16 protein-coding genes and 2 tRNA genes are annotated in these 22,231 nt (G+C 44.7%); 2 read left to right on the forward strand and 16 right to left on the reverse strand.

Annotation, left to right across the window (positions count from 1 at the left end):
* Positions 1-27 precede the first annotated feature (27 nt).
* The 9 genes from NE638_RS02595 to NE638_RS02635 form a co-directional block, all read right to left on the reverse strand.
* Positions 28-2,139: an LTA synthase family protein gene (locus tag NE638_RS02595; protein WP_173745740.1), complete on the reverse strand. Its 2,112-nt coding sequence runs from the start codon at positions 2,137-2,139 to the stop codon at positions 28-30.
* Between the two features lie 15 nt (positions 2,140-2,154).
* Positions 2,155-4,809 carry a valine--tRNA ligase gene (locus NE638_RS02600; RefSeq protein ID WP_173745741.1) on the reverse strand — a complete coding sequence of 885 codons (2,655 nt, stop codon included), beginning with the start codon at positions 4,807-4,809 and terminating at the stop codon, positions 2,155-2,157.
* 495 nt (positions 4,810-5,304) lie between these two features.
* Positions 5,305-6,048, reverse strand: coding sequence for a creatininase family protein (locus NE638_RS02605; protein WP_059085324.1), 744 nt, complete (start codon positions 6,046-6,048; stop codon positions 5,305-5,307).
* Between the two features lie 13 nt (positions 6,049-6,061).
* Positions 6,062-6,892 carry a carbohydrate ABC transporter permease gene (locus tag NE638_RS02610; RefSeq protein ID WP_059085323.1) on the reverse strand — a complete coding sequence of 277 codons (831 nt, stop codon included), beginning with the start codon at positions 6,890-6,892 and terminating at the stop codon, positions 6,062-6,064.
* Complete coding sequence (locus NE638_RS02615) at positions 6,892-7,734, reverse strand: carbohydrate ABC transporter permease (RefSeq protein WP_059085322.1); 843 nt, start codon at positions 7,732-7,734, stop codon at positions 6,892-6,894. The genes NE638_RS02610 and NE638_RS02615 overlap by 1 nt, the downstream gene beginning before the upstream one ends.
* 66 nt (positions 7,735-7,800) lie before the next feature.
* Positions 7,801-9,210: an ABC transporter substrate-binding protein gene (locus NE638_RS02620; protein ID WP_059085321.1), complete on the reverse strand. Its 1,410-nt coding sequence runs from the start codon at positions 9,208-9,210 to the stop codon at positions 7,801-7,803.
* A gap of 10 nt (positions 9,211-9,220) precedes the next feature.
* Positions 9,221-10,243: a LacI family DNA-binding transcriptional regulator gene (locus tag NE638_RS02625; RefSeq protein WP_059085320.1), complete on the reverse strand. Its 1,023-nt coding sequence runs from the start codon at positions 10,241-10,243 to the stop codon at positions 9,221-9,223.
* A gap of 198 nt (positions 10,244-10,441) precedes the next feature.
* Positions 10,442-14,299: an FtsX-like permease family protein gene (locus NE638_RS02630; RefSeq protein ID WP_244094790.1), complete on the reverse strand. Its 3,858-nt coding sequence runs from the start codon at positions 14,297-14,299 to the stop codon at positions 10,442-10,444.
* Between the two features lie 8 nt (positions 14,300-14,307).
* Positions 14,308-15,021, reverse strand: coding sequence for an ABC transporter ATP-binding protein (locus tag NE638_RS02635; protein ID WP_021977039.1), 714 nt, complete (start codon positions 15,019-15,021; stop codon positions 14,308-14,310).
* 321 nt (positions 15,022-15,342) lie between these two features.
* Between NE638_RS02635 and NE638_RS02640 the strand changes: the two genes are divergently transcribed.
* Positions 15,343-15,681 (forward strand): hypothetical protein, encoded by a 339-nt coding sequence (locus NE638_RS02640; RefSeq protein ID WP_021650735.1) that lies wholly within the window; start codon positions 15,343-15,345, stop codon positions 15,679-15,681.
* Between the two features lie 70 nt (positions 15,682-15,751).
* Here the strand turns inward: NE638_RS02640 and NE638_RS02645 are convergent, their stop codons facing one another.
* The 5 genes from NE638_RS02645 to NE638_RS02665 are packed head-to-tail and all read right to left on the reverse strand — an operon-like array spanning position 15,752 to position 20,833.
* The gene (locus NE638_RS02645; RefSeq protein ID WP_021650734.1) at positions 15,752-16,390 is read right to left on the reverse strand and encodes a bifunctional 4-hydroxy-2-oxoglutarate aldolase/2-dehydro-3-deoxy-phosphogluconate aldolase; all 639 of its coding nucleotides are present in this window, start codon (positions 16,388-16,390) and stop codon (positions 15,752-15,754) included.
* 18 nt (positions 16,391-16,408) lie between these two features.
* A complete protein-coding gene (locus NE638_RS02650) occupies positions 16,409-17,461 on the reverse strand; it encodes a sugar kinase (protein ID WP_173745742.1) in 1,053 nt (350 codons plus the stop codon).
* A 2-nt stretch (positions 17,462-17,463) separates the two neighbouring features.
* Entirely contained in the window at positions 17,464-19,209 is a 1,746-nt protein-coding gene (gene ilvD, locus NE638_RS02655) for a dihydroxy-acid dehydratase (protein WP_173745743.1), read from the reverse strand.
* An 18-nt stretch (positions 19,210-19,227) separates the two neighbouring features.
* The gene (locus NE638_RS02660) at positions 19,228-19,464 is read right to left on the reverse strand and encodes an HPr family phosphocarrier protein (RefSeq protein ID WP_021650731.1); all 237 of its coding nucleotides are present in this window, start codon (positions 19,462-19,464) and stop codon (positions 19,228-19,230) included.
* A 13-nt stretch (positions 19,465-19,477) separates the two neighbouring features.
* Complete coding sequence (locus NE638_RS02665; RefSeq protein ID WP_059085313.1) at positions 19,478-20,833, reverse strand: GntP family permease; 1,356 nt, start codon at positions 20,831-20,833, stop codon at positions 19,478-19,480.
* A gap of 295 nt (positions 20,834-21,128) precedes the next feature.
* On the opposite strand from NE638_RS02665, the gene NE638_RS02670 reads away from it, so the two are divergent.
* Positions 21,129-21,821, forward strand: a complete 693-nt coding sequence (locus NE638_RS02670; RefSeq protein ID WP_173745748.1) for a FadR/GntR family transcriptional regulator — start codon at positions 21,129-21,131, stop codon at positions 21,819-21,821.
* A gap of 117 nt (positions 21,822-21,938) precedes the next feature.
* Here the strand turns inward: NE638_RS02670 and NE638_RS02675 are convergent.
* Both NE638_RS02675 and NE638_RS02680 read right to left on the reverse strand, forming a co-directional pair.
* Positions 21,939-22,009: transfer RNA gene (locus NE638_RS02675), tRNA-Cys, on the reverse strand.
* Between the two features lie 3 nt (positions 22,010-22,012).
* A tRNA-Asn gene (locus NE638_RS02680) sits at positions 22,013-22,085 on the reverse strand.
* Positions 22,086-22,231 lie beyond the last annotated feature (146 nt).

Raw genomic sequence — 22,231 nt, forward strand, 5'->3', positions numbered from 1 at the left:
TGTATCAGAGTATCTTTTCTATGCCATTTACTGGTTGTCTGTACTGTTTTCTTCACCGGAATCTTCTGTGGATTCCGTTTCTAACGCTGTATCCGTTTCCTCCATTGACCCTGTATCAGAACTGCTCTTTTCACTGTCAAGCTTCCACTTGCTGTCAGCGAGCAGCGCATAAACCGCCCGGTCATGGCTCTTTGTCATGGCCTTTCTTGTGGAACTGTTACTTCGCTGCACTACCGAGAGCCGGTCAAAATCATCCAGTTCCTTTCCGGTAATGATCAGCTTGGTAGGATTCACGTAAACCGTATCATACCATTCTCCGTTGATCTTCACCTGGCTGGACGGCGTAAAGTTTGTTCCCTGGATATAATAGGTGTGATCCGTCTCAGACACAACCTGAATGGAATCCAGCGTGGTATCATAGATTCCCATACGCATCTTTGTCCGCTCAAAAGGATTCGCTCCGTCATATGTATACTGCTTTCCGTAGAGAAGATCGTACTGCAGGGTCTCCAGATCCACCTGATAATTTTTGGTATTTCTTCTTGCCTGATGATACTTGAAAACATTTCCCTCATGGATACCTACACGATCCATAACCTCTGCTGCCATCTGGTATGCCGCAAGATTTTCTTTCTTTTTCTTAAGTCCGAAATTATCCCACATCACATACTCTGTCTGGAACAGATATTTATTCTCCACATCCTCCACGGTCAGTCCCATGGTCGGCAGATGATCACCATACATGACCAGTACCACATCTTCCGGATAATCTGCAAGCCTGTCAGTCAGCTCTTTGACAAAATTATCCATCTCATGGATCTGATTTACATAATACTCCCACTTATTATTCAGCTCGTCAGTAGGTGCCCCGGAAACTGTGATCTCCGGATTTTCCAGTACCGGTTCTGAAGGATAATCTCCATGTCCCTGTACGGAAATAGTATATACATAATCAGGCCCTTCTGTAGAATCCAGACACTTGACGATCTCATCGGTGAGGACACTGTCCTTGGTCCAGCCCAACGAGTTCTTCTGGTTTTCATCCTTCATATACTCTGCCGAAGTGAAGGTATCAAATCCCAGATTCGGAAAAATACTTCTTCTTCCGTAGAAATTCGCCTCATTATTATGTACTGCATGAGCAGTATAGCCCAAATTCTTCAGAATATACGGTGCGCTCTCACATGTAGTTTCCTTAAGGATACTCTTGTAAGGATACTCTCCCGGTCCAAAATAATGAAGGCTCATTCCGGTAATGGATTCAAACTCAGTATTTGCGGTTCCGGCTCCTACGGAAGGTACCTTATAATATCCGGAGGAATACTCCTTCATCAGCTTTCTGAAATTCGGAATAGGATCTTCTGACAGCTCCAGATAATTTACCAGCGTAGGATCAAAAAAGGACTCCAGCTGTAAAAACAGAATATTCGGATGACTGCCTTCTTTCGTTTCCGGAAGATTTTCTTCCGACTTCTCGATCCTTTTGATCTCGCTTTTGGAATAATCTCTCGGGGCACTGATTCCGGTATTAAAGATCGTCGTTGCCAGACAGTAAGGATATCCGTAATCCTCATAAGCTATGGCAATATTTCCAAAATAATTGGAAAGAACTCTTTTTTCCAGAGCAAGCTGTGTGATTCCTCCAAATGCAAGAACCCCAACCAGGACCAGTGGAATATTCACCTTATATTTCAGCTTGCCTCTGTACTTCGGCGACCTTATCAGGATGATCAGAAGGATCAGAACCGCAATTCCCAGAAGAACTGCACCTATGGTCATCTGGGTATGGGTCAGATATTTTTTTGCAATACTGAGACCATCTGTCAGATTCTTCACATCCGGTCCTGTAAACGGTGTGACACGGTTGAGAAGAAGCACACCGTTTACGATTCCCAGAAACAGCCATAAGCTGCCCACAAAGATACGCCAGAAAATTCTCTTTCGGAAGAGATAAACAATCAGCATCGTCGTAAAGATAAACGCTGCATTATAAGCAAATACAAGCGGCCTTGTGGTCATGTAGGTCCACGCCTCTGTGAACGAGTGCCTGCATATGGCCTCGATCACAAAGTACAGGACTGCACAGCCCAGAGCCTGAAGTATCAGCGAAATCTTATTGAAAAAGTTACACCACTTCATTAAAACACTCCTTCGTTATTTCACCATCTGTGTTAACTGCAGGTTCACTTTCTCTTTCATCTCTTTGTATTTCTCAAGTTTCTCCTTCTCTGCCTCTACCTTGGCTGCAGGTGCCTTGTTCACAAAATTCGGATTGTTCAGCATTCCCTCGCAGCGTGCGATCTCTTTTGTAAGTCGCTCCTGCTCTTTTGTGAGACGTTCGATCTCTTTTTCACGGTCGATCAGATCCTCCAGCGGCAGATAAACCACACCGTCTGCCACAACGATGGATACCGCATCCTCACCGATTCCGTTCTTATCCTGCTGTACGTGGATCTCTTTTGCAAACGCAAGGTTTGTAAAGGATTTCTTGCAGGACTCAAAACGTGCACAGCACTCTGCATCCTTGCCTACGATGTAGATATTGGTCTTTCTGTTCTGCGGTACGTTCATCTCGTTTCTGGTGTTACGGATTCCACGTACAACCTCCTGGAAGCTTGAAACTGCTTTCTCAGCATCTGCAAAATCCATCTCGTCTTTGTATACCGGCCAGTCGGAGATCATGATGGACTCTTCCTCCGGAAGCAGTGTGCAGTAGATCTCTTCTGTGATAAACGGCATGAACGGATGAAGAAGCTTCAGTCCCTGTGTCAGCGCAGTGCGGAGTGTCCACAGTGCATCGTTTGCTGCTGCCGGGTTTTCCTCTGCCTTCCACAGTCTTACCTTTGCCATCTCGATATACCAGTCACAGAGCTCATCCCACAGGAAATCATAGACCTTCTGTACGGCAATTCCAAGCTCATATTTATCCATATTCTCAGTAACATCACGGATCACTGTGTTCAGTCTGGAAAGGATCCATTTATCCTCGTTGCACAGTGCGTTCAGGTCTTCCGGCGCTGTTACTGTCTTGCCCTCCAGGTTCATCATAATGAAACGGGAAGCATTCCAGATCTTATTTGCAAAGTTACGGCTGGATTCTACACGCTCCCAGTAGAAACGCATATCATTTCCAGGTGCATTACCTGTCATCAGTGTCAGACGAAGGGCATCTGCGCCGTATTTGTCGATAACCTCCAGCGGATCGATACCGTTTCCAAGAGACTTACTCATCTTACGTCCCTGTGAGTCACGTACCAGACCGTGGATCAGTACATGGTGGAACGGTGTCTCACCGGTCTGCTCCAGTGCGGAGAATACCATACGGATAACCCAGAAGAAGATGATATCATATCCGGTTACCAGAACATCTGTAGGATAGAAATACTCAAGCTCCGGTGTCTTATCCGGCCATCCAAGTGTGGAGAACGGCCACAGTGCGGAACTGAACCAGGTATCCAGAGTGTCCTCATCCTGATGCATATGTGTGCATCCGCATTTCGGGCATTTCTCCGGCATCTCTCTTCCAACCACCATCTCACCGCACTCATCGCAGTAATAAGCCGGGATCCTGTGTCCCCACCAAAGCTGACGGGAAATACACCAGTCACGGATATTCTCCAGCCAGTGCAGGTAAGTCTTGTCAAAACGTGCCGGAACAAACTGAAGGTTTCCGTCGTCCAGAGTTTTGATAGCAGCTTTTGCCATTTCGTCCATTTTTACAAACCACTGTGGTTTGATCATCGGCTCTACCGTTGTACCGCAGCGGTCATGGGTACCAACACTGTGGCTGTGCGGAACAACCTTTACAAGAAGTCCCTGCTCCTTCAGGTCCTCTACCATGGCCTTACGTGCCTCGTAGCGGTCCATACCTGCATATTTTCCGCCAAGGCTGTTGATGGTAGCATCATCATTTAAGATGTTGATCTCCTCAAGGTTATGACGGCGTCCAACCTCAAAGTCGTTGGGGTCGTGTGCCGGTGTGATCTTAACGCAGCCTGTTCCGAATTCCTTGTCAACATACTCATCGGCAATAACCGGGATCTCTCTGTCTGTAAGAGGAAGCTTCAGCATCTTTCCTACAAGGTCTTTATATCTTTCATCCTCCGGGTTTACAGCAACTGCTGTATCGCCGAGAAGTGTCTCCGGACGAGTGGTCGCGATCTCAACAAAACGTCCTTCCTCACCTACGATGGGATAATTGATGTGCCAGAAAAATCCGTCCTGGTCCTCATGTACAACCTCTGCATCAGAAATAGAGGTCTGGCATACCGGACACCAGTTGATGATCCTGGAGCCTTTGTAGATATAGCCTTTCTCATAAAGGCGGATAAATACTTCCTGAACAGCCTTGGAGCAGCCCTCATCCATGGTAAAGCGCTCACGCTCCCAGTCTGCAGATGCTCCCAGCTTTTTCAACTGATTGATGATCTTTCCGCCGTACTCCTCTTTCCATGCCCAGGCATGTTTCATAAATTCGTCACGGCCGATCTCGTTCTTATCAATCCCTTCCTTACGAAGCTTCTCTGTTACCTTAACCTCTGTAGCGATGGCTGCATGGTCAGTTCCCGGCTGCCAGAGAGCCTCATAGCCCTGCATTCTTTTGAAACGGATCAGGATATCCTGCATGGTCTCATCCAGTGCATGTCCCATATGCAGCTGTCCGGTTACATTGGGCGGCGGCATTACAATTGTAAAAGGTTTTTTATCCGGATTAACTTTTGCATGGAAGTATCCGTTATCCATCCATTTTTTGTACAGACGATCCTCAATACCCTTGGGATCATAAGTCTTTGCAAGTTCTTTACTCATGTTTTCCTCCTGAATCTTTCTGATTATAGGAACCTTAAAATGCTCCTGTTCTCTGCAAGAAAAAACACGCCCTCCACACAAAAGCCAATAACTAATGTGCGAAGGGCGATCATTCTCGCGGTACCACCTTCATTATCCGGAAAAAACATCTGTTATTCCCGTCTATCTCTTGTCCCTTAACGCGGGGTACGTGAAAACCTACACAGCAGCATCTGCATCTGTTCTGCATTTCTGCTTTCAGTTTCCCGGCTCCTAAGCTACCTTCTGCAGTCCTCCATCTGAAAATGCCTTTCAGCCTGCGCTTCTCTTGCGTCTGTGCATTTCTCTCTGTCAGCGTAGATCTGCATACTCCTCTTATTCAACACCTTTGCCATGTTCCTACTATAATGAAATTTTCTTTTTTTGTCAAGACAGAGGCCTTATTTCAAAACTAAAAATCAAAATAAAAAAGAATATCTCCACCGGTTATTTTTTCCAATGGAGATATTTTTTTATCTATCTTTCTTTTATTGTTTTGTACTCCTTCTCAATGCCTGCGATCAGTGTTTTCATTGTATATTCCAGAATTTCATTTCCGAATGCTTCCGATGATTCTCGGACCGGATGACGTCCTGCAATACCGATCAGATTACTCTCATCTTCTTTTACCTGTCCAAAGTCAACCAGTTCCGGCCGAACAGCCATTACAATAGATGTCTCATTTGCTCCGGCATGATCATTCTGATATTTCAGTCTCTCATCATCCGCATAGGTCCATGCTGTCATAATGCACAGTCCGTATTTTTCTTCTGCCTCTTCCTTCATTTCCTGAAATGCATTTGTTGACGGACCGTGTCCATGTCCCACAACGATGCGGACTCCTGCTCTGGAAAGCTGTGCAAAAATACTGCGCAACAGATCCTGAAACAGTCCCTTTTCCATCCAGTAAGCACTGCCCTTCATCTGCTGGGCACAATAAGTATTCAGTGCGCCCTCTGTATTGATATCCATTCCATAAAATACAGTTCCCCGATCATCAAATAAACGGTCAGGTCCCATGAACAGCATCGGAAGCACTACACCACCGACCTTTTCTGCCACCCGGACAAACAGTTCTTTTGACTGGATCCCGTCAGCTCCAAGAGGCATATGCGGACCATGCCATTCCAGTGTGCCAAGTGGCAGATAGGCAACCGGCATCTCCTTTATCCTCTGTACACATTCTTCCGGAAGTAATTCCTCGTATAATACTTTTTTCATGCTCGTCTCCTCCTTATCCTTTTACCGCTCCGGCAATTACTCCCTGTATGATCCATTTCTGGCAGACCATATAGAAAATAACGATTGGTATGATCGCCAACACCAGCATAGCCATCATAAGTCCCAGATCGATAGAGCCATATCCTCCTCTAAGATACTGGATCGCTACAGAGATCGTTTTGTATTCAGAGCCAATTACAAGATATGGAAGCAGATAGTCGTTCCAGATCCACATGGCATTCAGGATCGCAACTGTCATGACGGTAGGACGTATCACAGGAAGCACGACATTAAAGTAGATTTTCATAATAGAACAACCATCGATCATTGCCGCTTCTTCCAAAGAAACCGGGATTGATTTGATAAAACCTGTAAACATAAACACTGACAAGCCGGCGCCAAATCCTACATAGATAAACACAATGCCGATCAGATTGTCCAGCTTAAACATATTTGACACTTTAACAAGAGTAAACATAACCATCTGGAACGGTACGATCATTGCAAAAGCGAACAGATAATACAGTACCTTTGTAAAATGACTTTTTACACGTACCAGATACCATGCTGTCATCGAAGTCAGCAGAACAATAAGGACCACAGATGCTACAGTTATAAATAAAGTAATAAAAAATGCCTGTATAAAACCAGTCTTGATCAGACCCTCTCCATAATTCGCCATTTTTACAAAGGAGTCAGCATTAGGAAGTGCAAACGGTGTACTGTTGATATACAGCTTGCTCTTAAAGGAATTCATAAATACAATAATGATCGGGGCAATAAATAAAACCGAGATCACTGTAAGAATTACGATCATTGCTATTTCGCTTTTCTTGTTTTTCATCAGCTTTCAACCTCCTTACGCCGTGTGACAACAAGCTGCGTTACTGAGATTGCAGCTACGATCAGCAAGAACAGCACCGCTTTTGCCTGTCCTATTCCCTCATATCCCATCCTGTTGTAGAATGAATTATAGATGTCCAGTGCAACCAGCGAAGTTGATTTTCCCGGAAGTCCTGCTGTCAGAGCAAGGTTTAAGTCGAACATTTTAAATGCATTTGTCGTTGTCATAAACAGACAGATCGTAATTGCAGGCATGATCAGAGGCAGGATGATCTTTGTAACCATCTGTCTCCGGTTTACTCCATCGATAAGAGCCGCTTCCTTTACATCCTCTGAAATATTCTGGATAGCCGCAATGTAAATAACCATCATATATCCGATCATCTGCCAGTTCATGGCGATCACCATTCCCCAGAATCCGTATGAGGCCTTCACAGTAAGCGTTGTTTTGAAAAAAGCAAGAACACCATTGATGATCAGCTGCCAGATATAACCAAGTACGATTCCGCCCAGGAGATTTGGCATAAATATAACTGTTCGAAAAATATTTGTTCCACGGAGCTTTCTCGACAGCACATAGGCCAGTGCAAAAGCGATCAGATTGATAGTCACAAGATTTACAAGCACAAATTTAACGGTAAACCAGAGAGAAGCCAGGAAATCCTTATCCTGGAATGCAACTATATAATTGCTCAGTCCAACCCACTGTGCATCTGCCACAGTCGTAAATTTAGTAAATGAAAGATAAATTCCCAGTATAAATGGAATAATAAATGCAACTGTAAATGCGATCAGTGTTGGCAGTACCAATATCACAAATCTCTTTTTAAAAGCTTTTTCCATCTTTTACAAACCCTCTCTTTTATTACACAGGGCAGAAACATTTCTGTCTCTGCCCATGCTCTTCTACTATTGTGCGATCAGAGCTTTCTCCGATGCCCAGCAGTCGATTGTCTTCTTCACTACATCATCCCATTCCATACTTCCCTGTGCATACTCAAGAAGATAGCTTCCAAGCTGGTTTTTAAATTCCTGGCTCGGGAATGTTGCAAAATCCCAGTTGACCGTGTATAAAGAATCATCGTTCATATAAGTCAGCATATCCTGTACAAGCGGGTTATCCGGTCTTTCATCCTCTCCAAATGTGGTAAACGGAGGAATCATTCCAAGGATTCCATTACAGTATGCTTTTCCGCTGTCACTGTTGAACAGCCACTCAAGGAACTTCTGAGAAGCTTTCTGGTCAGCTTCATTAGCCTTGCTGTTTACACAGATATAGTTTTCTGTTCCAACACAGAGTCCCTGTTTTTCTTCTCCCTCTACTCCTGTGTAGATTGGAAGGAACTTAATATCATCCTCTTTGACTACGTTTCCATCCAGGTCATAGATCATTGCCCATCCCCAGTTTCCATTCTGGATCATAGCCACATCGCCCATTGCAAATTCTGCCATGGATTCCTCAACATTTTTAGCACCGACCATAGTTGGCTCTGTACATGAATTGTTCAGATAAAGATCAAAAATATTTTTGAAATTCTTATTGTATGTAAATTTGATCTCATCCAGATTATCTACGTCATCATCTTTATACTCATAGTAGATCGGAAGATTCATAAGATGTGTCTGCCAGCGCCAGTCTTCTCCAGGAGCAAATGAAGTAGATCCGAAAACTCCCTGGATTCCAAGATCATCTTTATGCTTTGTCATATCCTCTACTACAGTTTTAAGTGTGTCGAAATTTTTGATCTCTTTTGTATCTGAAATATCAACGGCTTTATCCGGAAGTGCAAAATACTTCTTCATAATTGCATCATTGTAGATGATTCCATATCCTTCTACCGCATACGGTATAGCATATACGCCATCTCCGTCTGTGATCGCCATATCTTTGTCAGTCAGCCATTCATAAATCTGGGAATCCTTCAGATCAGCACAGTAATCTTTCCAGGTCTGATAGCCGATCGGTCCGTTAACATTGAAAAGTGTCGGCATTTCTTTTTTGGAAAGCTCGGATTTTAATGTCTGCTCATAGGTTCCGCTTCCTGCCGTAACTACTTTCATATTGATTCCGGTTTCTTTTGTAAAGCTTCCTGCTACTTCTTCCCATTCAGCGGAAAGCTCAGATTTAAAATTCAGGAAATATACAGAGCCTGTATCTTCTTCGTCTGTATCTTTTTTGGCTGTATCTTCCTTGACGGTATCTTCTTTGGCGGTGTCTCCTCCGGAATTGCCAGTATTTCCGGCTGTTCCGCATCCTGCAAGAGTCAGCAGTGACATTGATGCCGCAATACCAGCGGCAATTAATTTTTTCGCTTTCATATTTTTCCTCCTATTTTTCATAATGACCAGGAATCCCCACACTGTCACGGATCTGCAGCAGATATTCATTTTCCTTTTCATCACATGGTCTCTCGACTCCATCCTGTAGATACAGCATGCCGTTTATGATACTTTTTGCCTGATATTCTACCGGCTGACTGATCGTAGACAGTGAGGGCGTTATGCGTTCCGAAAACGGAATACCGTCAAACGAAACTACAGATACGTCCTCCGGAATTCTGTAACCATGCTTCATGATCCAGGACATTACCTCTATCGCAACTTCATCGCTAAAACAAAACAATGCCGTTGGCAGCTTCTGAGGTACAAATATCTTCTCTATCACAGAAATCAGACTGCTTTTTTCATAGTCTCCATGGATCTGACCGATCAGGGACTCTTCTTGATCCAGCTGCATCTGCTTTACAGCTCTTAAAAATCCCCGTTTCCTTGCAATAAGGAAGCTGTCGTCCATTTCGTCAATGCAAAAGATGCCCCCTATCCTTCTGTGGCCAAGCTGGGCAAGATAGCATATGGTCTCATAGACAGAGCTTTCATTTTTTTCCATGATATTCAAACGCATTTCCGGTGACTGCATATGACAGACTTTAATCCTAAAATGTTCTTTTATATACGCTTCCTCTTCCCGTGAGAGCAGAAAAAGGCTAAAGCAGACTTCGATTCCTCTGATCTCCAGTTCTCTTAATGCTTCCAGTTTTTCCTCAAATCCTGAATTGCAATAACGGATAATACAGCCATATCCCATCTTACATGCAAACTCATTCAGATACCGAAACAACAGAAGCTGATACTGATTAATGTAGTTTGTCATTATAAAGCCGAACAGTTTTGACTTCTTACCAGCCAGATACTGTGCGTGAACGCTGGGATTATAATTGTACTTTCTGATGGTATCTACCACTCTTTTCTGCAGCTTCTCGCTGACTGGTTTGGAACGGTTGATAACACGGGAAACTGTAGCGATCGAACACCCGCTTTTTTTCGCGATAAATTTAATATCTATATTTGCCATATTTAAAATTCCTCCGGAAGAATTCTATGGTTACATCTTACAGGAAAACGTTTACATTTCAATTGTGAAATACTTACAAAATTAGCTTCAGGCAGATCATGGTCATCCCAGTCTTTCAGGATATTCATTACAAAACTGCCTGCATACAGGGAAATATGTAAAATTCCTGTATGCAGACAGTCTTATCATTTCATTATTTTATTCCACGCTCTTCAGTGACTCTACCATATTGATCTTTTTCAGCTTAAAATGCATCACCATATTTACAAACATGGAGAACCCAAAGGTAATGATTCCACTGTAAACAAAGCTTATTGGCTTGATATTTCTTCCGAACATTACCGCATCTACCTCAACGGTTGTGATCACATACCGGTGGAGGAAGATTCCGAACACTGCGCCTGCCAGAATCCCTATGAAGGACAGCAGGATATTTTCCCGGAATACATACTGGGAAACTTCGCCATCATAAAATCCCAGGACCTTCAATGTTGCAAGCTCTCTCTGACGCTCTGTGATATTGATGTTGTTCAGATTATACAGTACCACAAATGCCAGCATTCCGGCAGAAATAATCAGGACCCAGATCACCGCTCCGAGGGATCCCAGCATTCGCTCTACCTGACCTGCTGTGCTGCTTGTATAGCTGATACTTAAAGCTGCCGGATATTTCAGGATTGCATTTCCAAGAGTTTCCAGATCACTCTCTGCATCCTCTTTCATAGTATATACTGTACTTGAATATTCCGGTTTCTCTCCGAATGTTTTTTCATAACAGGGTGGGGTCATGTAAACGTAATGTCCCATATAGTTCTCCGTGACAGCAGTGATCTTTACTTTATATTTTCTGTTGTCTTTCTCCAGGGTAATCTCGTCTCCTGTTTTCACACCGATAAGAGAAGCCGTTTTTTCACAGATCACCGCTCCATCATCGGTAAGCTCATACTGCTCGTGGGACTTTCTGTCACGTAATGTTACATCCTCTTTAAAATTTTCCGTATTTTCCGGAACATACACATAGATACTGACACTTCCCTTTTCTTTTGGTGCCGTCATCTTGGTGAGCTGCACACGGGTATAGTGATCGATCTCGCTGTTTCCGTCCAGGAATTTCAGAAGATCCTTTTCCTGGCTGTCTGTGGCATCCTCATCATTGATCACCATGGCATCATAGTGCTGGATCTGGTCATATTGGAGAATTGCAATATCCATAATGGAATCATAAAGTCCGAATCCTACAAGCATCAGTCCCATGCTTCCTGCAATTCCGAAAATGGTCATAAAAAGACGCTTTTTATAACGGAAAAGATTTCGCATGGATGATTTCCAGGAAAAGCTCAGATGCTTCCAGATAAAGCTAATCCGTTCAATAAGGATCCGTTTTCCTTCTTTCGGTGCAGGCGGACGCATCAGAGATGCCGGTGTTTCTGCCAGGGTCTTTGCGCAGGAAAACAGTGTAGCGCCCATAGTACAGATCACCGCTGCCCCGGAAGCGATCAGTGCATATTGTAACTCATAATCCAGCTGCATGTGATCGCCAATATTCCAGTACATGATTCCATACGCCTGGATAATGATAAACGGAAGAACCTTTTCTCCGAAAAGTACTCCTGCGATACTTCCACCTACTGTAGCCAGAAATGCGTAGCTGAGATACTTGGATGCAATGGATGCTTTTCCGTATCCCAGCGCTTTCATGGTTCCGATCTGGGTTCGCTGTTCCTCCACCATTCGTGTCATCGTGGTAAGACTGATCAGAGCCGCTACAAGGAAGAATATCATCGGGAAAACCTTTCCGATGTTTTTCAGTCGCTCTGCGTTATCACCAAAATCCGAATATTCTGGAAGGTCATTGCGGTCCGTGACGATCCACTCCGGTGTTTCAATATCATCCACCTCTTTCTGGGCATCCTCGATCTTCTGCTGGGCTTCCGCAATTTTGTCATCGGCTTCTTTTTTGCCGTCCTGATATTCTTTCTTTCCATCGGAAAGCTTCTTTTTGGCGTCCTCCAGGTCTTTTTTGGCGTCTTTTAATTTCTGTTCATTTTCCCGGATCTCTTTTTCACCATCCAGGAGCTTCTGTTCATTTGCATCCAGTTCTGCCTGACTGCTGGTAAGCTTTTCTGTGTTGGCCTGGATCTCTGCCTGACCGGCATTTAACTGGGCCTGTTTTTCCTCCAGCTGCTGCCGCCCTGAGCTGAGCTGGGCTCTGGCCGAATCCAGCTGACTCTGGCCATCATCCAGAGTTGCCTGGTTTACCGCAATTTCTTCTTTTGCCGCGGAAAGCTCTGCTTTCTTTGTTTCCAGTTCTTTTTTCCCTTTATCCAGTTCTTCCTGGCCTTCGTTCAGCTGTGCCTCTGTCCTGGAAAGTGTCTCTTCCTGTTCTTTGATCTGGCTGAAGCCCTCATTGATCTGACCTAGGCTGCTCTCCAGTTCAGCTCTTGTCTGGGCCAGCTCTGATTTTTTTGCAGTAAGCTCTGCCTGCGCCCCGTCGATCTGGGCCTGACCGGCATTTATCTGTTCTTCCATTGCACTGATCTGACCATTTAAAGTCTGGATCTGCGTGGAAAGCTCCGCCAGCTCTTCCTCGGTTTTTCCTGCTTCCACACCGGCGTCATACTGCGCCTGCAGCTCCGCCGCCTGACTGCTTAATGCCTCTTTCTGGCTGGTCAATTCATCCAGCTGTGCCTGCTGCCCGGAAAGGGCTTCTTCACTGGAACTGATCTGGGATTCGCCCTCGGAAACCTGTACAAGTCCTGCCTCACACTGTTCTTTCTGACCGGTGAGAGCAGTCTTTGTTTCTTTGATCGTATTCTTTCCCGTTTCCAACTGTTCTCTTCCACTGTCAAGCTCAGCCTGTTTGCTTTCCAGTGTTTTTTCCGCTTCCCGGAGCTGGACCTCACCGTCACTTACCTGCTGTTTTGCGGCATTCAGCTGTTCATATCCGGCAGTCAGCTCTGCCTGCTTCTCATTTATCTGTGCTTCGGAGTCGGCAAGCTGGGATCTGGCAGTATTTAACTGGGACAGACCGTCTTCCACCTGCTGTTTTGCGCTGTTAAGCTGAGACCATCCATCTTCAATCTGCTTTCTTCCGTCAGCAAGCTGCTGTTTTCCATCGGTCAGCTCCTTTTTTGCATCACTGAGCTGCTGTTTTCCATCTTCGTACTCTTTTTTTCCATCCTCATACTTCTTCTGCCCATCATCCAGCTTTTTCTTCGCGTCGCCAAGTTTTTCCTCTGATTCCTTCTTTCCGTCCTCAAGCTCTTTTCTGGCATCATCCAGTTTTTCATTGGCTTCTGCGACGATCTCATCGTAGCGCAGGCTGCACTGTTCTTTTTCGATGCCTTCCACACGCTTCTGTATTTTCCTGATAAGATTATCGTAAGCATCGGTATAGCTGATCACATCCCCGGATTCATGGACCATAATATAGATCTGGGTAAAAGCTTCCTGTTCAAAATCCTCAGGAAGAATGTATCCGAAGCCGCTGACCTCACCGGATCCAAGAGTCGTATTTCCTCTGTTAAATGAAATATAAAGAGGGCTGCTTCCGATTCCCACAACTGTATAGGTTGTTTTTTTCAGAAGCTCACTGTCTCCATCCTCACTGACAGATATGGTATCCCCGATTTTATACCCCCGATTCTTTGCAAATGGCTTGTCCAGAAAAATCTCGCCGCTTTTTTCCGGTATCCTTCCTTCATCTGCTGTAAGTAGATTAAAATTGCTGCTGATAGATTCCAGATGAAGAACCTTCCTGGCATCGTCCTCTCCACTCATAACATCCGTAGAGTAGCTGCCCTCAGCCAGTTCCACATCGTCAATATCCGATACCGCTTTTACATCACGCTGAGTCAGTCCCAGGGTTCCCTGGATCTTCAGATCCATCAGCTTTGCTGCTTCATAATAAGCATCTCCGGAATATCTCATATCCGGAGAAGACGCCTGGATCCCGGAAAAAAATGCAACACCCAGTGCCACGATCAGAAAGATCGAGATAAAACGTGCTTTACTTTTCCGGATCTCCATCCAGAAATCTTTGTGTAATGCCTTCATTCCGTCACCTACCATTCAATCTCTTCCACTGGTGTGGGATGTGCATTTTCAGTCATCCTGGAAACCTTGCCGTTTTTGATCTTGATCACACGGTCGGCCATAGGTGTCAATGCAGAGTTATGAGTAATGACAATAACCGTCATGCCCCGTTCCCTGCAGGTATCCTGAAGGAGCTTCAGGATTGCCTTGCCGGTCTGATAATCCAACGCTCCTGTAGGTTCATCACAGAGCAGAAGCTTTGGATTCTTCGCCAGCGCTCTGGCTATGGAAACTCTCTGCTGCTCACCGCCGGATAACTGTGCCGGAAAATTGGTCAGTCTCTCCCTCAGCCCTACTTCCTCCAGAACTGTCCTAGCATCCAGAGGATCCTTACAGATCTGAAGAGCAAGCTCCACATTCTCCAATGCAGTCAGATTTGGCACCAGATTATAAAACTGGAATACAAATCCAATATCCTCCCGTCGGTATCCGGTCAGCTGCCGGTCTGTATATTTTGCGATATTTTTTCCATCGATCCAGACATTGCCGGATGTGGCCTTATCCATTCCGCCCAGGATATTCAGCACCGTTGTCTTTCCGGCACCGCTTGGTCCTACCACAACCACAAATTCTCCTTTTTTTATCCGGAAGCTGATCTCATCCACAGCTATGATCTTCACTTCTTTTGATCCATAGATTTTGGATACATTCTCCAGCTTCACATATTCTTCCGTATGCTCCATTTCCACCCCTCCTCTTTACTCTCTATATGATTTCAGGGGGCTTTTATCTGCCCCCTTTTAATTCTCTCACTCACGTATCACAGCTGTAGAAAAATGTTTTCGGCTGTGATCGAATATTATCAATAACTATATTTATAAGTATATCGGTTCTTAATTCAAAATGCAATTTCTACTTATATTTTACAAAGATTTTTCATTCCTGCGCATTTGTATTTTACATTTCTTTTCTATAATACAGACAGATAAAGGAAATCAATATTATGGCTGACTGTTGCTGACAACAGCAGAAGTATAATTCCAGCAAAACAGGAGGAATGGATTATGTATAAAGTACTGTGGAATCACTTAGATCAAAATTTAAAAAAGGCCCCTGCGCCAGCTGTTTTTCTTGCACTTTTGACAGTTGGATGGAGTGTAGCCGGAATTCTTGCAGGATTACTTGTTTGTCTGGAACTTCAGACAGAACTGATGGTGAAGCTGACTGTGATCTTATGTGCCGGTGGATACGCCGGACTGATTCCCGGTTTCTTCGGTGGGATCTTTTATCTTTACCGAATGGATCTTCGGAAACCTTCTGCGGGTCCTGCAGCTGATCTGGCAGCTGAAGCGGAAAAAGCTTCTGCCGATCCTGCTTCATTGATCTATTTTCACAATAATTGACAAAAAAGCAGAACTCTGCCTGGTTGTACAGGGTTCTGCTTTTTTTATTGAATATGTGTATTAAGTTTGATTACTTTCTTATGGAATCCGCAAGCTTTTTTGCTTCTGCTGTCAGTTCTCTTATTTTGTCAAATTCTCCTGCCTTCACAAGATCTCCTTTTACCATCCAGCTTCCGCCGCAGCAGAGGATTTTGTCACAGGAAAGATAGTCCTCAAGGTTTTTCGCATTGATCCCGCCGGTAGGCATAAAACGGATTCCTGTATAAGGAGCTGCCATAGCCTTGATCATTGAAATTCCACCTGCCGGTTCTGCCGGGAAGAATTTTACTACCTTAAGACCTCTTTTCACTGCCTGCGCAACCTCAGATGGTGTGATACATCCCGGGAAAACAGGAATGTCTTTTTCCAGACAATAGTCTACGATCTTAGGATCAAAGCCCGGGCTTACGATAAATTTTGCTCCGGCGCCAACAGCCGCGTCTACCTGTTCTGTTGTAAGTACGGTACCTGCTCCCACAAGCATTTCCGGGAACTGCTCTGCCATGAGACGGATAGACTCTTCTGCTGCTTCTGTGCGGAATGTCACCTCTGCACATGGAAGGCCGCCCTCAACCAGAGCCTTTGCCAGCGGTACTGCATCTTTTGTATCTTCCAGCACTACAACCGGAACCACACCAAATTTCTGAAATTTTTCTGCTATCTCTTTCATCTGAATTTCCCTTCCTTTTTATCTTTTTATATCAAAGTTCATTTCCATCACATGTCTGATCATAGATACATCATCGGTAATGTTTCCATCACCATGGATCGTATGCTTCACAGCACTGGCAGCAACACCGAAATTCACGGTATCTTCCGGTGTATACTCATTCATAAGGCCATAGATGATCCCACTTACAAATGCATCTCCGCCACCGACACGATCAAGAATGTGGAAGGTCAGGCGCTTGCTTTCGTAAGTCTTTCCGTTTAACCAGAGATATGCCATAAGACTGTTTTCACTGCAGCTATGTGCAAAACGGACATGTCTTGCAATGCATTTTATATTCGGATATCTGTCCGCAAATGCCCGGAACACTTTTTCCTGCTGTTCAAAATCCGGCTGAAACGGGATTCCATCCTTTACATCCCCTGCACTGTGGTCTTCTTCATTTTTCCAGATATGGTACGGCTCGATCCCGAAAAGGACATTTACATATGGAAGACAAAGTGTACAGAAATCTCTGGCCTCTTCCCAGGTCCACAGCGTACTTCTGAAATTTCCGTCAAAGCTTACGGTCATGTTCATTTCTTTTGCTGCCTTCAGGCAGTTTAAGATCAGATCCCTGCATTTTGTTCCAAGAGCAGGGGTGATCCCGCTCAGATGCAGCCATGTATATCCTTCCAGCAGTTTTTTCACATCTGTTTTGCTGAAGTCATACTCGGAAAAAGCGCTGTGCTTTCTGTCATAAACTACCTTGCTGGGGCGGATCCCGTAACCTGTCTCCAGATAATAAGTTCCAAGACGGTGTGTCGGAGTTTCTTCCTCTGTGGAATAAACCACACTGTCACAGTTCACATCATTGCTTCTCATCATACGTACAGCACTTTTTCCAAGACTGTTATCCGGAACTACTGTAAAAAATGAAGCATCTATTCCAAGATTTGCCAGGGAAAGGGCGACATTCGCCTCGCTTCCCCCGTATCTTGCCTCAAAGGTTGTTGCTGTTCTGATTTTTTCATAATCCGGCGGTGTCAGACGCAGCATGATCTCGCCGAGAGTAATAAATTTATGTTTCATGATCAATACTCCAGATAGGCTCCCTTCATTGGGCTTGCAGCATGCTCACTGAAAAGTCTCAGCACACCTTTTTTGTATTTTGGTTCTCTTGGCTTCCAGTTTTTACGTCTCTCGGCAAGGATCTGGTCGATCTCTTCCATTGACTTTCTTTCGCCTGCGATTCCGATGATGTTCAGCTTTCTTTCCATAACGTCGATCTCAATAAGGTCGCCTTCCTCAACAAGTGCGATTGGGCCACCGTCAACAGCCTCAGGGCTGCAGTGTCCGATAACAGGGCCTGTAGATGCTCCGGAAAAACGTCCGTCTGTGATCAGTGCGATACTCTTTCCAAGCTCTTTATCACTGCTGATTGCCTCAGATGTGTAGAACATCTCCGGCATTCCACTTCCCTTTGGTCCCTCGTAACGGATGAATACTGCATCACCTTTCTGAACCTTATGCTTCAGAACTGCATCCAGACACTCCTCTTCACTGTCGAACGGTCTTGCGCGGAGAACGGATCTGAACATTTCCTTCGGGCATGCGGTGTGTTTGATCACAGCTCCCTCAGGTGCAAGGTTTCCACGGAGAACAGCGATGCTTCCGTCGGTTCCGATTGCCTTGTCATATGGACGGATGATATCTTCCTTTGTAAGGTTTACATTGTAACGTTTGTTAAATTCCTGAAGCCATTTGTCGCATTTCTCATAAAATCCGTTGTTCTTCAGCTCCTCAAGGTTTTCTCCGAGAGTCTTTCCTGTAACTGTCATAACATCCAGATGGAGATGTTCCTTGATCTCCTCCATGATCGCCGGTACACCACCTGCATAATAGAAGCACTCAGCAGGCCAGCGTCCTGCAGGACGTACATCCAGAAGATATCTTGCATTTCTGTGCAGTCTGTCAAAGGTATCACCTGTGATCTCAATGCCAAACTCATGTGCGATCGCCGGAATGTGAAGCAGACAGTTTGTACTTCCGGAGATTGCAGCGTGTACAAGGATCGCATTCTCAAAGCTGTCCATAGTTACGATATCAGAAGGACGCATATTTTCCATCTGTGCGATCCTTACTGCCTGTCTTCCTGCCTCTCTTGCGAAAGCAAGAAGATCCGGGCTTGTTGACGGCATCAGAGCTGTACCAGGAAGTGTAAGTCCAAGTGCCTCTGCCATGATCTGCATTGTTGAAGCTGTTCCGATAAAGGAGCAGGCTCCACAGCTTGGGCAAGCATTGCATTTTGCCCAGTCAAGCTTCTCTTCGTTGATCTCTCCACGCTCAAACTTTGCACTGTACATTCCCAGCTGCTCAAGGGTCAACATCTCAGGTCCCGCATTCATGGTTCCGCCCGGAACAAATACGGAAGGGATATTTACTCTTGCAAGTCCGATCAGATTTCCAGGTACACCCTTGTCACAGCTTGAAAGATATACACCGGCATCAAATGGTGTTGCATTTGCATGGATCTCGATCATGTTTGCGATCATTTCACGGCTTGCCAGGCTGTAGTTGATTCCGTCTGTTCCCTGGCTTTCACCATCACAGATATCGGTACAGTTATAGCGTGCACCAAAACCACCTTCTTCTGCGATTCCTTTACGAACTTCTTCCACAAGGATGTTCAGGTGTCCGCTTCCCGGATGGCTGTCACCATAAGTGCTTTCCACCATGACCTGAACCTTTCCCAGATCTTCTTTTTTCCATCCTGTTCCAAGGCGCAGCGGATCAAGCTCCGGTGCAAGCTTTCTCATTTCCTGACTTACTAACTTCATGATTTTTTCCTCCATTTCCTATTCTCTGATCAGATTCAGATTTTCCAGCTTTTCTCTAAGTTCCTTTACATCCTCTTCTTCTGCTCCGATTTCCACATTATTAAATGTAGGAAGGCTGAATACTCCCAGTATGGACTTTGCATCTACGACATATCTTCCACAGATCAGTTCCACATCCTTCCGGCAGCCGGATGCAGCCTGTACAAGATGCTTTGCATCATACATGTCTCTTAAATAAACCGGTATCTTTATCATTACGCTCTTCCTCCTATGCAAAAATTGAAATAACAAAGCCTACAACAAGTGCTGTAACACCGATCAGTGTTTCCATGATCGTCCAGGATTTTAATGTCGTTTTTTCGTCAATCTCAAGGAAAGTACTTACCAGCCAGAATCCGGCATCATTTACATGACTCAGTGCAGTTGCACCACCGCAGATCGCACAGCACATAGCAGCTCTGTAAAGCATGCTTGTATCCATTACTGCCGGCATAGTCGCCATGATTCCTGATGCCATGGTCATTGCCACAATGGAGCTTCCCACAGATGCCCTTACCAGGATTGCGATCAGAAACGCGATCAGGATCAGCGGAAGACCGCTTTTTTCCAGGGCCGGTCCGATAATATTTCCAAGGCCGGAATCCTGAAGCATCCATCGGATCACTCCGCCGCTGGCGATGACCAGAAGGATCATTCCAACCGGTCTCAGTGAATGATCCAGTATTTTCTTTAACTGTGCACCGGTAAAGCCACGACGGATTCCAAGAAAATACATTGCTGCAAGCGTTGCGATAGTCAGTGCCAGAAACGGTTTTCCGATAAATCCGAGAAAACTCTGTATTCCTGCCGGAATTGGCATGTATTTAGATACAGTACTGAGAAGGATCAGAACAAGCGGGATCAGTATCACGCCCAGCACCAGACCAAATGGCGGCAACTCTTTTCCATCATCTTTGATTTCTTCCACATTGGCCGGAAGTTCAGTGAAAATTTTGTTTCCAACCAGATTTCCCCAGATAATTCCTGAAACCAGCATACAGATCAGTGCAGTTGGAACTCCAACCATGATCATAGTTCCCAGGTTTACGCCAAGTGCATTGGCAACCAGTACAGATCCCGCAGAAGGCGGTACAAAAGCATATCCGCTGGCAAGACCTGAAAGAAGTGGGATTGCATAATACAGTGTGGATTTTTTTGTCTGCTTTGCAACACTGAATACCAGTGGGATCAGTACTACAACACCTGCTTCAAAAAATACGGTTGTACCGATCACCAGTCCGGTAAGTCCCAGTGCCCAACCGGCTTTTTTCTGACCGAATTTGTCGATCAGTGTTTCCGCTATTCTCTGAGCGCCTCCGCTCACTTCCAGTATTCCGCCGAACATGGAACCCAGTCCTACCAGAAGTGCGATTCCCTGTAATGTCTTTCCAACACCTTTTTCTACTGTGTCTGAGATCATTTCCAGTGGCATTCCGGCACCTGCACCGATGATGATCGCTGAAATCATCATTGACAGAACCGGATGCAGTTTAAATTTGATGATCAGCACCAGCAGGATCACAATTCCCACTGCCGCAGCAAGCATCAATCTCATTGGATCTGCTGTAAATGTTGTTTCTTCCATTTTTTCTGCTTTTGCCTCCTTAATTCATCCGATGTTTTACTTTTCGTTAAATACATCTGACCTTTCTGTTGTTTTTTCTTTTGAATTGTACTGATTTTCTTTATTTTCGTTTCAATTCATCTGATGTATTTATAATATATTCATTCTTGCAAAAACGCAATACTGTAATTTTATCTAAATTATCGTCTTATTTTTTGTGCATTTTGTCGTTTTGACATTATAGTTTAAAGGAATTATTATAGATATAAGGAAAATATAAAAAGAAATAACGAATAGAAATGGAGAAACTCATATGATGATTTCGTCATCAGAAGAAAAAAGTCTTCCGCAAAAATTATCGGAAGACATCATCGCATTTATTTTAAAGGAAAATCTGCAGCCTGGAGACAAGCTGCCTAATGAAACGGTTCTGTCCGAACGTCTGAATGCCGGAAGAAGCTCTGTCCGCGAGGCAATGAAGCTTCTTGCTTCCAGAAATATCGTGACGATCCGTCAGGGATCCGGAACCTATATCGCATCATCTCCGGGAATGGTGGAGGATCCGCTGGGATTAACCTTTATCGGCAACAAGCAGAAGCTGATCCATGACCTTCTTGAAGTCCGTTTTCTGCTTGAACCCTCTATTGCAGCAATGGCTGCCACCCGCGCCAATAAAAAAGATATAAAAAAAATCACCACACTTTGTGATGATGTTGAAGCATTATTAAAAAAACATGTGGATCATACCCAAAAAGACATTGAATTTCATACAGCGATCGCGCTGAGCAGCAAAAATGTTGTTGTTCCGCGGCTGATTCCCGTAATTAACAGCTCTATTCCATTATTTGTCGAATCAACCAGTGGTGCTCTACACGAAGAGACAATTGAAACACATCGCGAAATCGCAGCTGCCATTGCAGAGCATGATGCTTTGCGTGCTCAGGATGCCATGTATCTTCATCTGGTTTATAATCGTAAACGAATCCTGCTTACGGAAAAAAATTCCTGATCTGTCGGACAGCATCAGGAAAGGATGCTGTCCGATCTTCCAGAAGTCTGTCTTCAGCAAGTACATTTTTATAGGAAAAATAAGCCCTGGAAATTCATCTTTCCAGGGCTTTCTAAGAGGTGCCACCCGGATTTGAACCGGGGATAGAGGTGTTGCAGACCTTTGCCTTACCACTTGGCTATGGCACCATGCTCCCCCTGTTGGACTCGAACCAACGACACTGCGGTTAACAGCCGCATGCTCTACCGACTGAGCTAAGGAGGAAATATTTAATTTAAGGATTATACCTTAAAAACTACATACATGCCTGTTGATCGTTAATCAAACTCTTGAATCAATTCTTAACCTGCGTTTCTTGGTCAAGCCCTCACCCGATTAGTAACAGTCAGCTCCATGTGTTACCACACTTC

This window comes from Blautia sp. MSK.18.38, from assembly GCF_024460535.1.
GTDB lineage: Bacteria > Bacillota > Clostridia > Lachnospirales > Lachnospiraceae > Blautia_A > Blautia_A fusiformis.

Bases quoted from the DNA above. Each gene is read 5' to 3' on its own strand.
- NE638_RS02670 (WP_173745748.1), top strand. From the start codon at position 21,129: ATGATTTCGTCATCAGAAGAAAAAAGTCTTCCGCAAAAATTATCGGAA.
- NE638_RS02595 (WP_173745740.1), bottom strand. From the start codon at position 2,139: ATGAAGTGGTGTAACTTTTTCAATAAGATTTCGCTGATACTTCAGGCT.
- NE638_RS02660 (WP_021650731.1), bottom strand. From the start codon at position 19,464: ATGATAAAGATACCGGTTTATTTAAGAGACATGTATGATGCAAAGCAT.
- NE638_RS02645 (WP_021650734.1), bottom strand. From the start codon at position 16,390: ATGAAAGAGATAGCAGAAAAATTTCAGAAATTTGGTGTGGTTCCGGTT.
- ilvD (WP_173745743.1), bottom strand. From the start codon at position 19,209: ATGAAGTTAGTAAGTCAGGAAATGAGAAAGCTTGCACCGGAGCTTGAT.
- NE638_RS02615 (WP_059085322.1), bottom strand. From the start codon at position 7,734: ATGGAAAAAGCTTTTAAAAAGAGATTTGTGATATTGGTACTGCCAACA.
- NE638_RS02605 (WP_059085324.1), bottom strand. From the start codon at position 6,048: ATGAAAAAAGTATTATACGAGGAATTACTTCCGGAAGAATGTGTACAG.
- NE638_RS02610 (WP_059085323.1), bottom strand. From the start codon at position 6,892: ATGAAAAACAAGAAAAGCGAAATAGCAATGATCGTAATTCTTACAGTG.
- NE638_RS02635 (WP_021977039.1), bottom strand. From the start codon at position 15,021: ATGGAGCATACGGAAGAATATGTGAAGCTGGAGAATGTATCCAAAATC.
- NE638_RS02650 (WP_173745742.1), bottom strand. From the start codon at position 17,461: ATGAAACATAAATTTATTACTCTCGGCGAGATCATGCTGCGTCTGACA.
- NE638_RS02620 (WP_059085321.1), bottom strand. From the start codon at position 9,210: ATGAAAGCGAAAAAATTAATTGCCGCTGGTATTGCGGCATCAATGTCA.
- NE638_RS02640 (WP_021650735.1), top strand. From the start codon at position 15,343: ATGTATAAAGTACTGTGGAATCACTTAGATCAAAATTTAAAAAAGGCC.
- NE638_RS02665 (WP_059085313.1), bottom strand. From the start codon at position 20,833: ATGGAAGAAACAACATTTACAGCAGATCCAATGAGATTGATGCTTGCT.
- NE638_RS02630 (WP_244094790.1), bottom strand. From the start codon at position 14,299: ATGAAGGCATTACACAAAGATTTCTGGATGGAGATCCGGAAAAGTAAA.
- NE638_RS02600 (WP_173745741.1), bottom strand. From the start codon at position 4,809: ATGAGTAAAGAACTTGCAAAGACTTATGATCCCAAGGGTATTGAGGAT.
- NE638_RS02625 (WP_059085320.1), bottom strand. From the start codon at position 10,243: ATGGCAAATATAGATATTAAATTTATCGCGAAAAAAAGCGGGTGTTCG.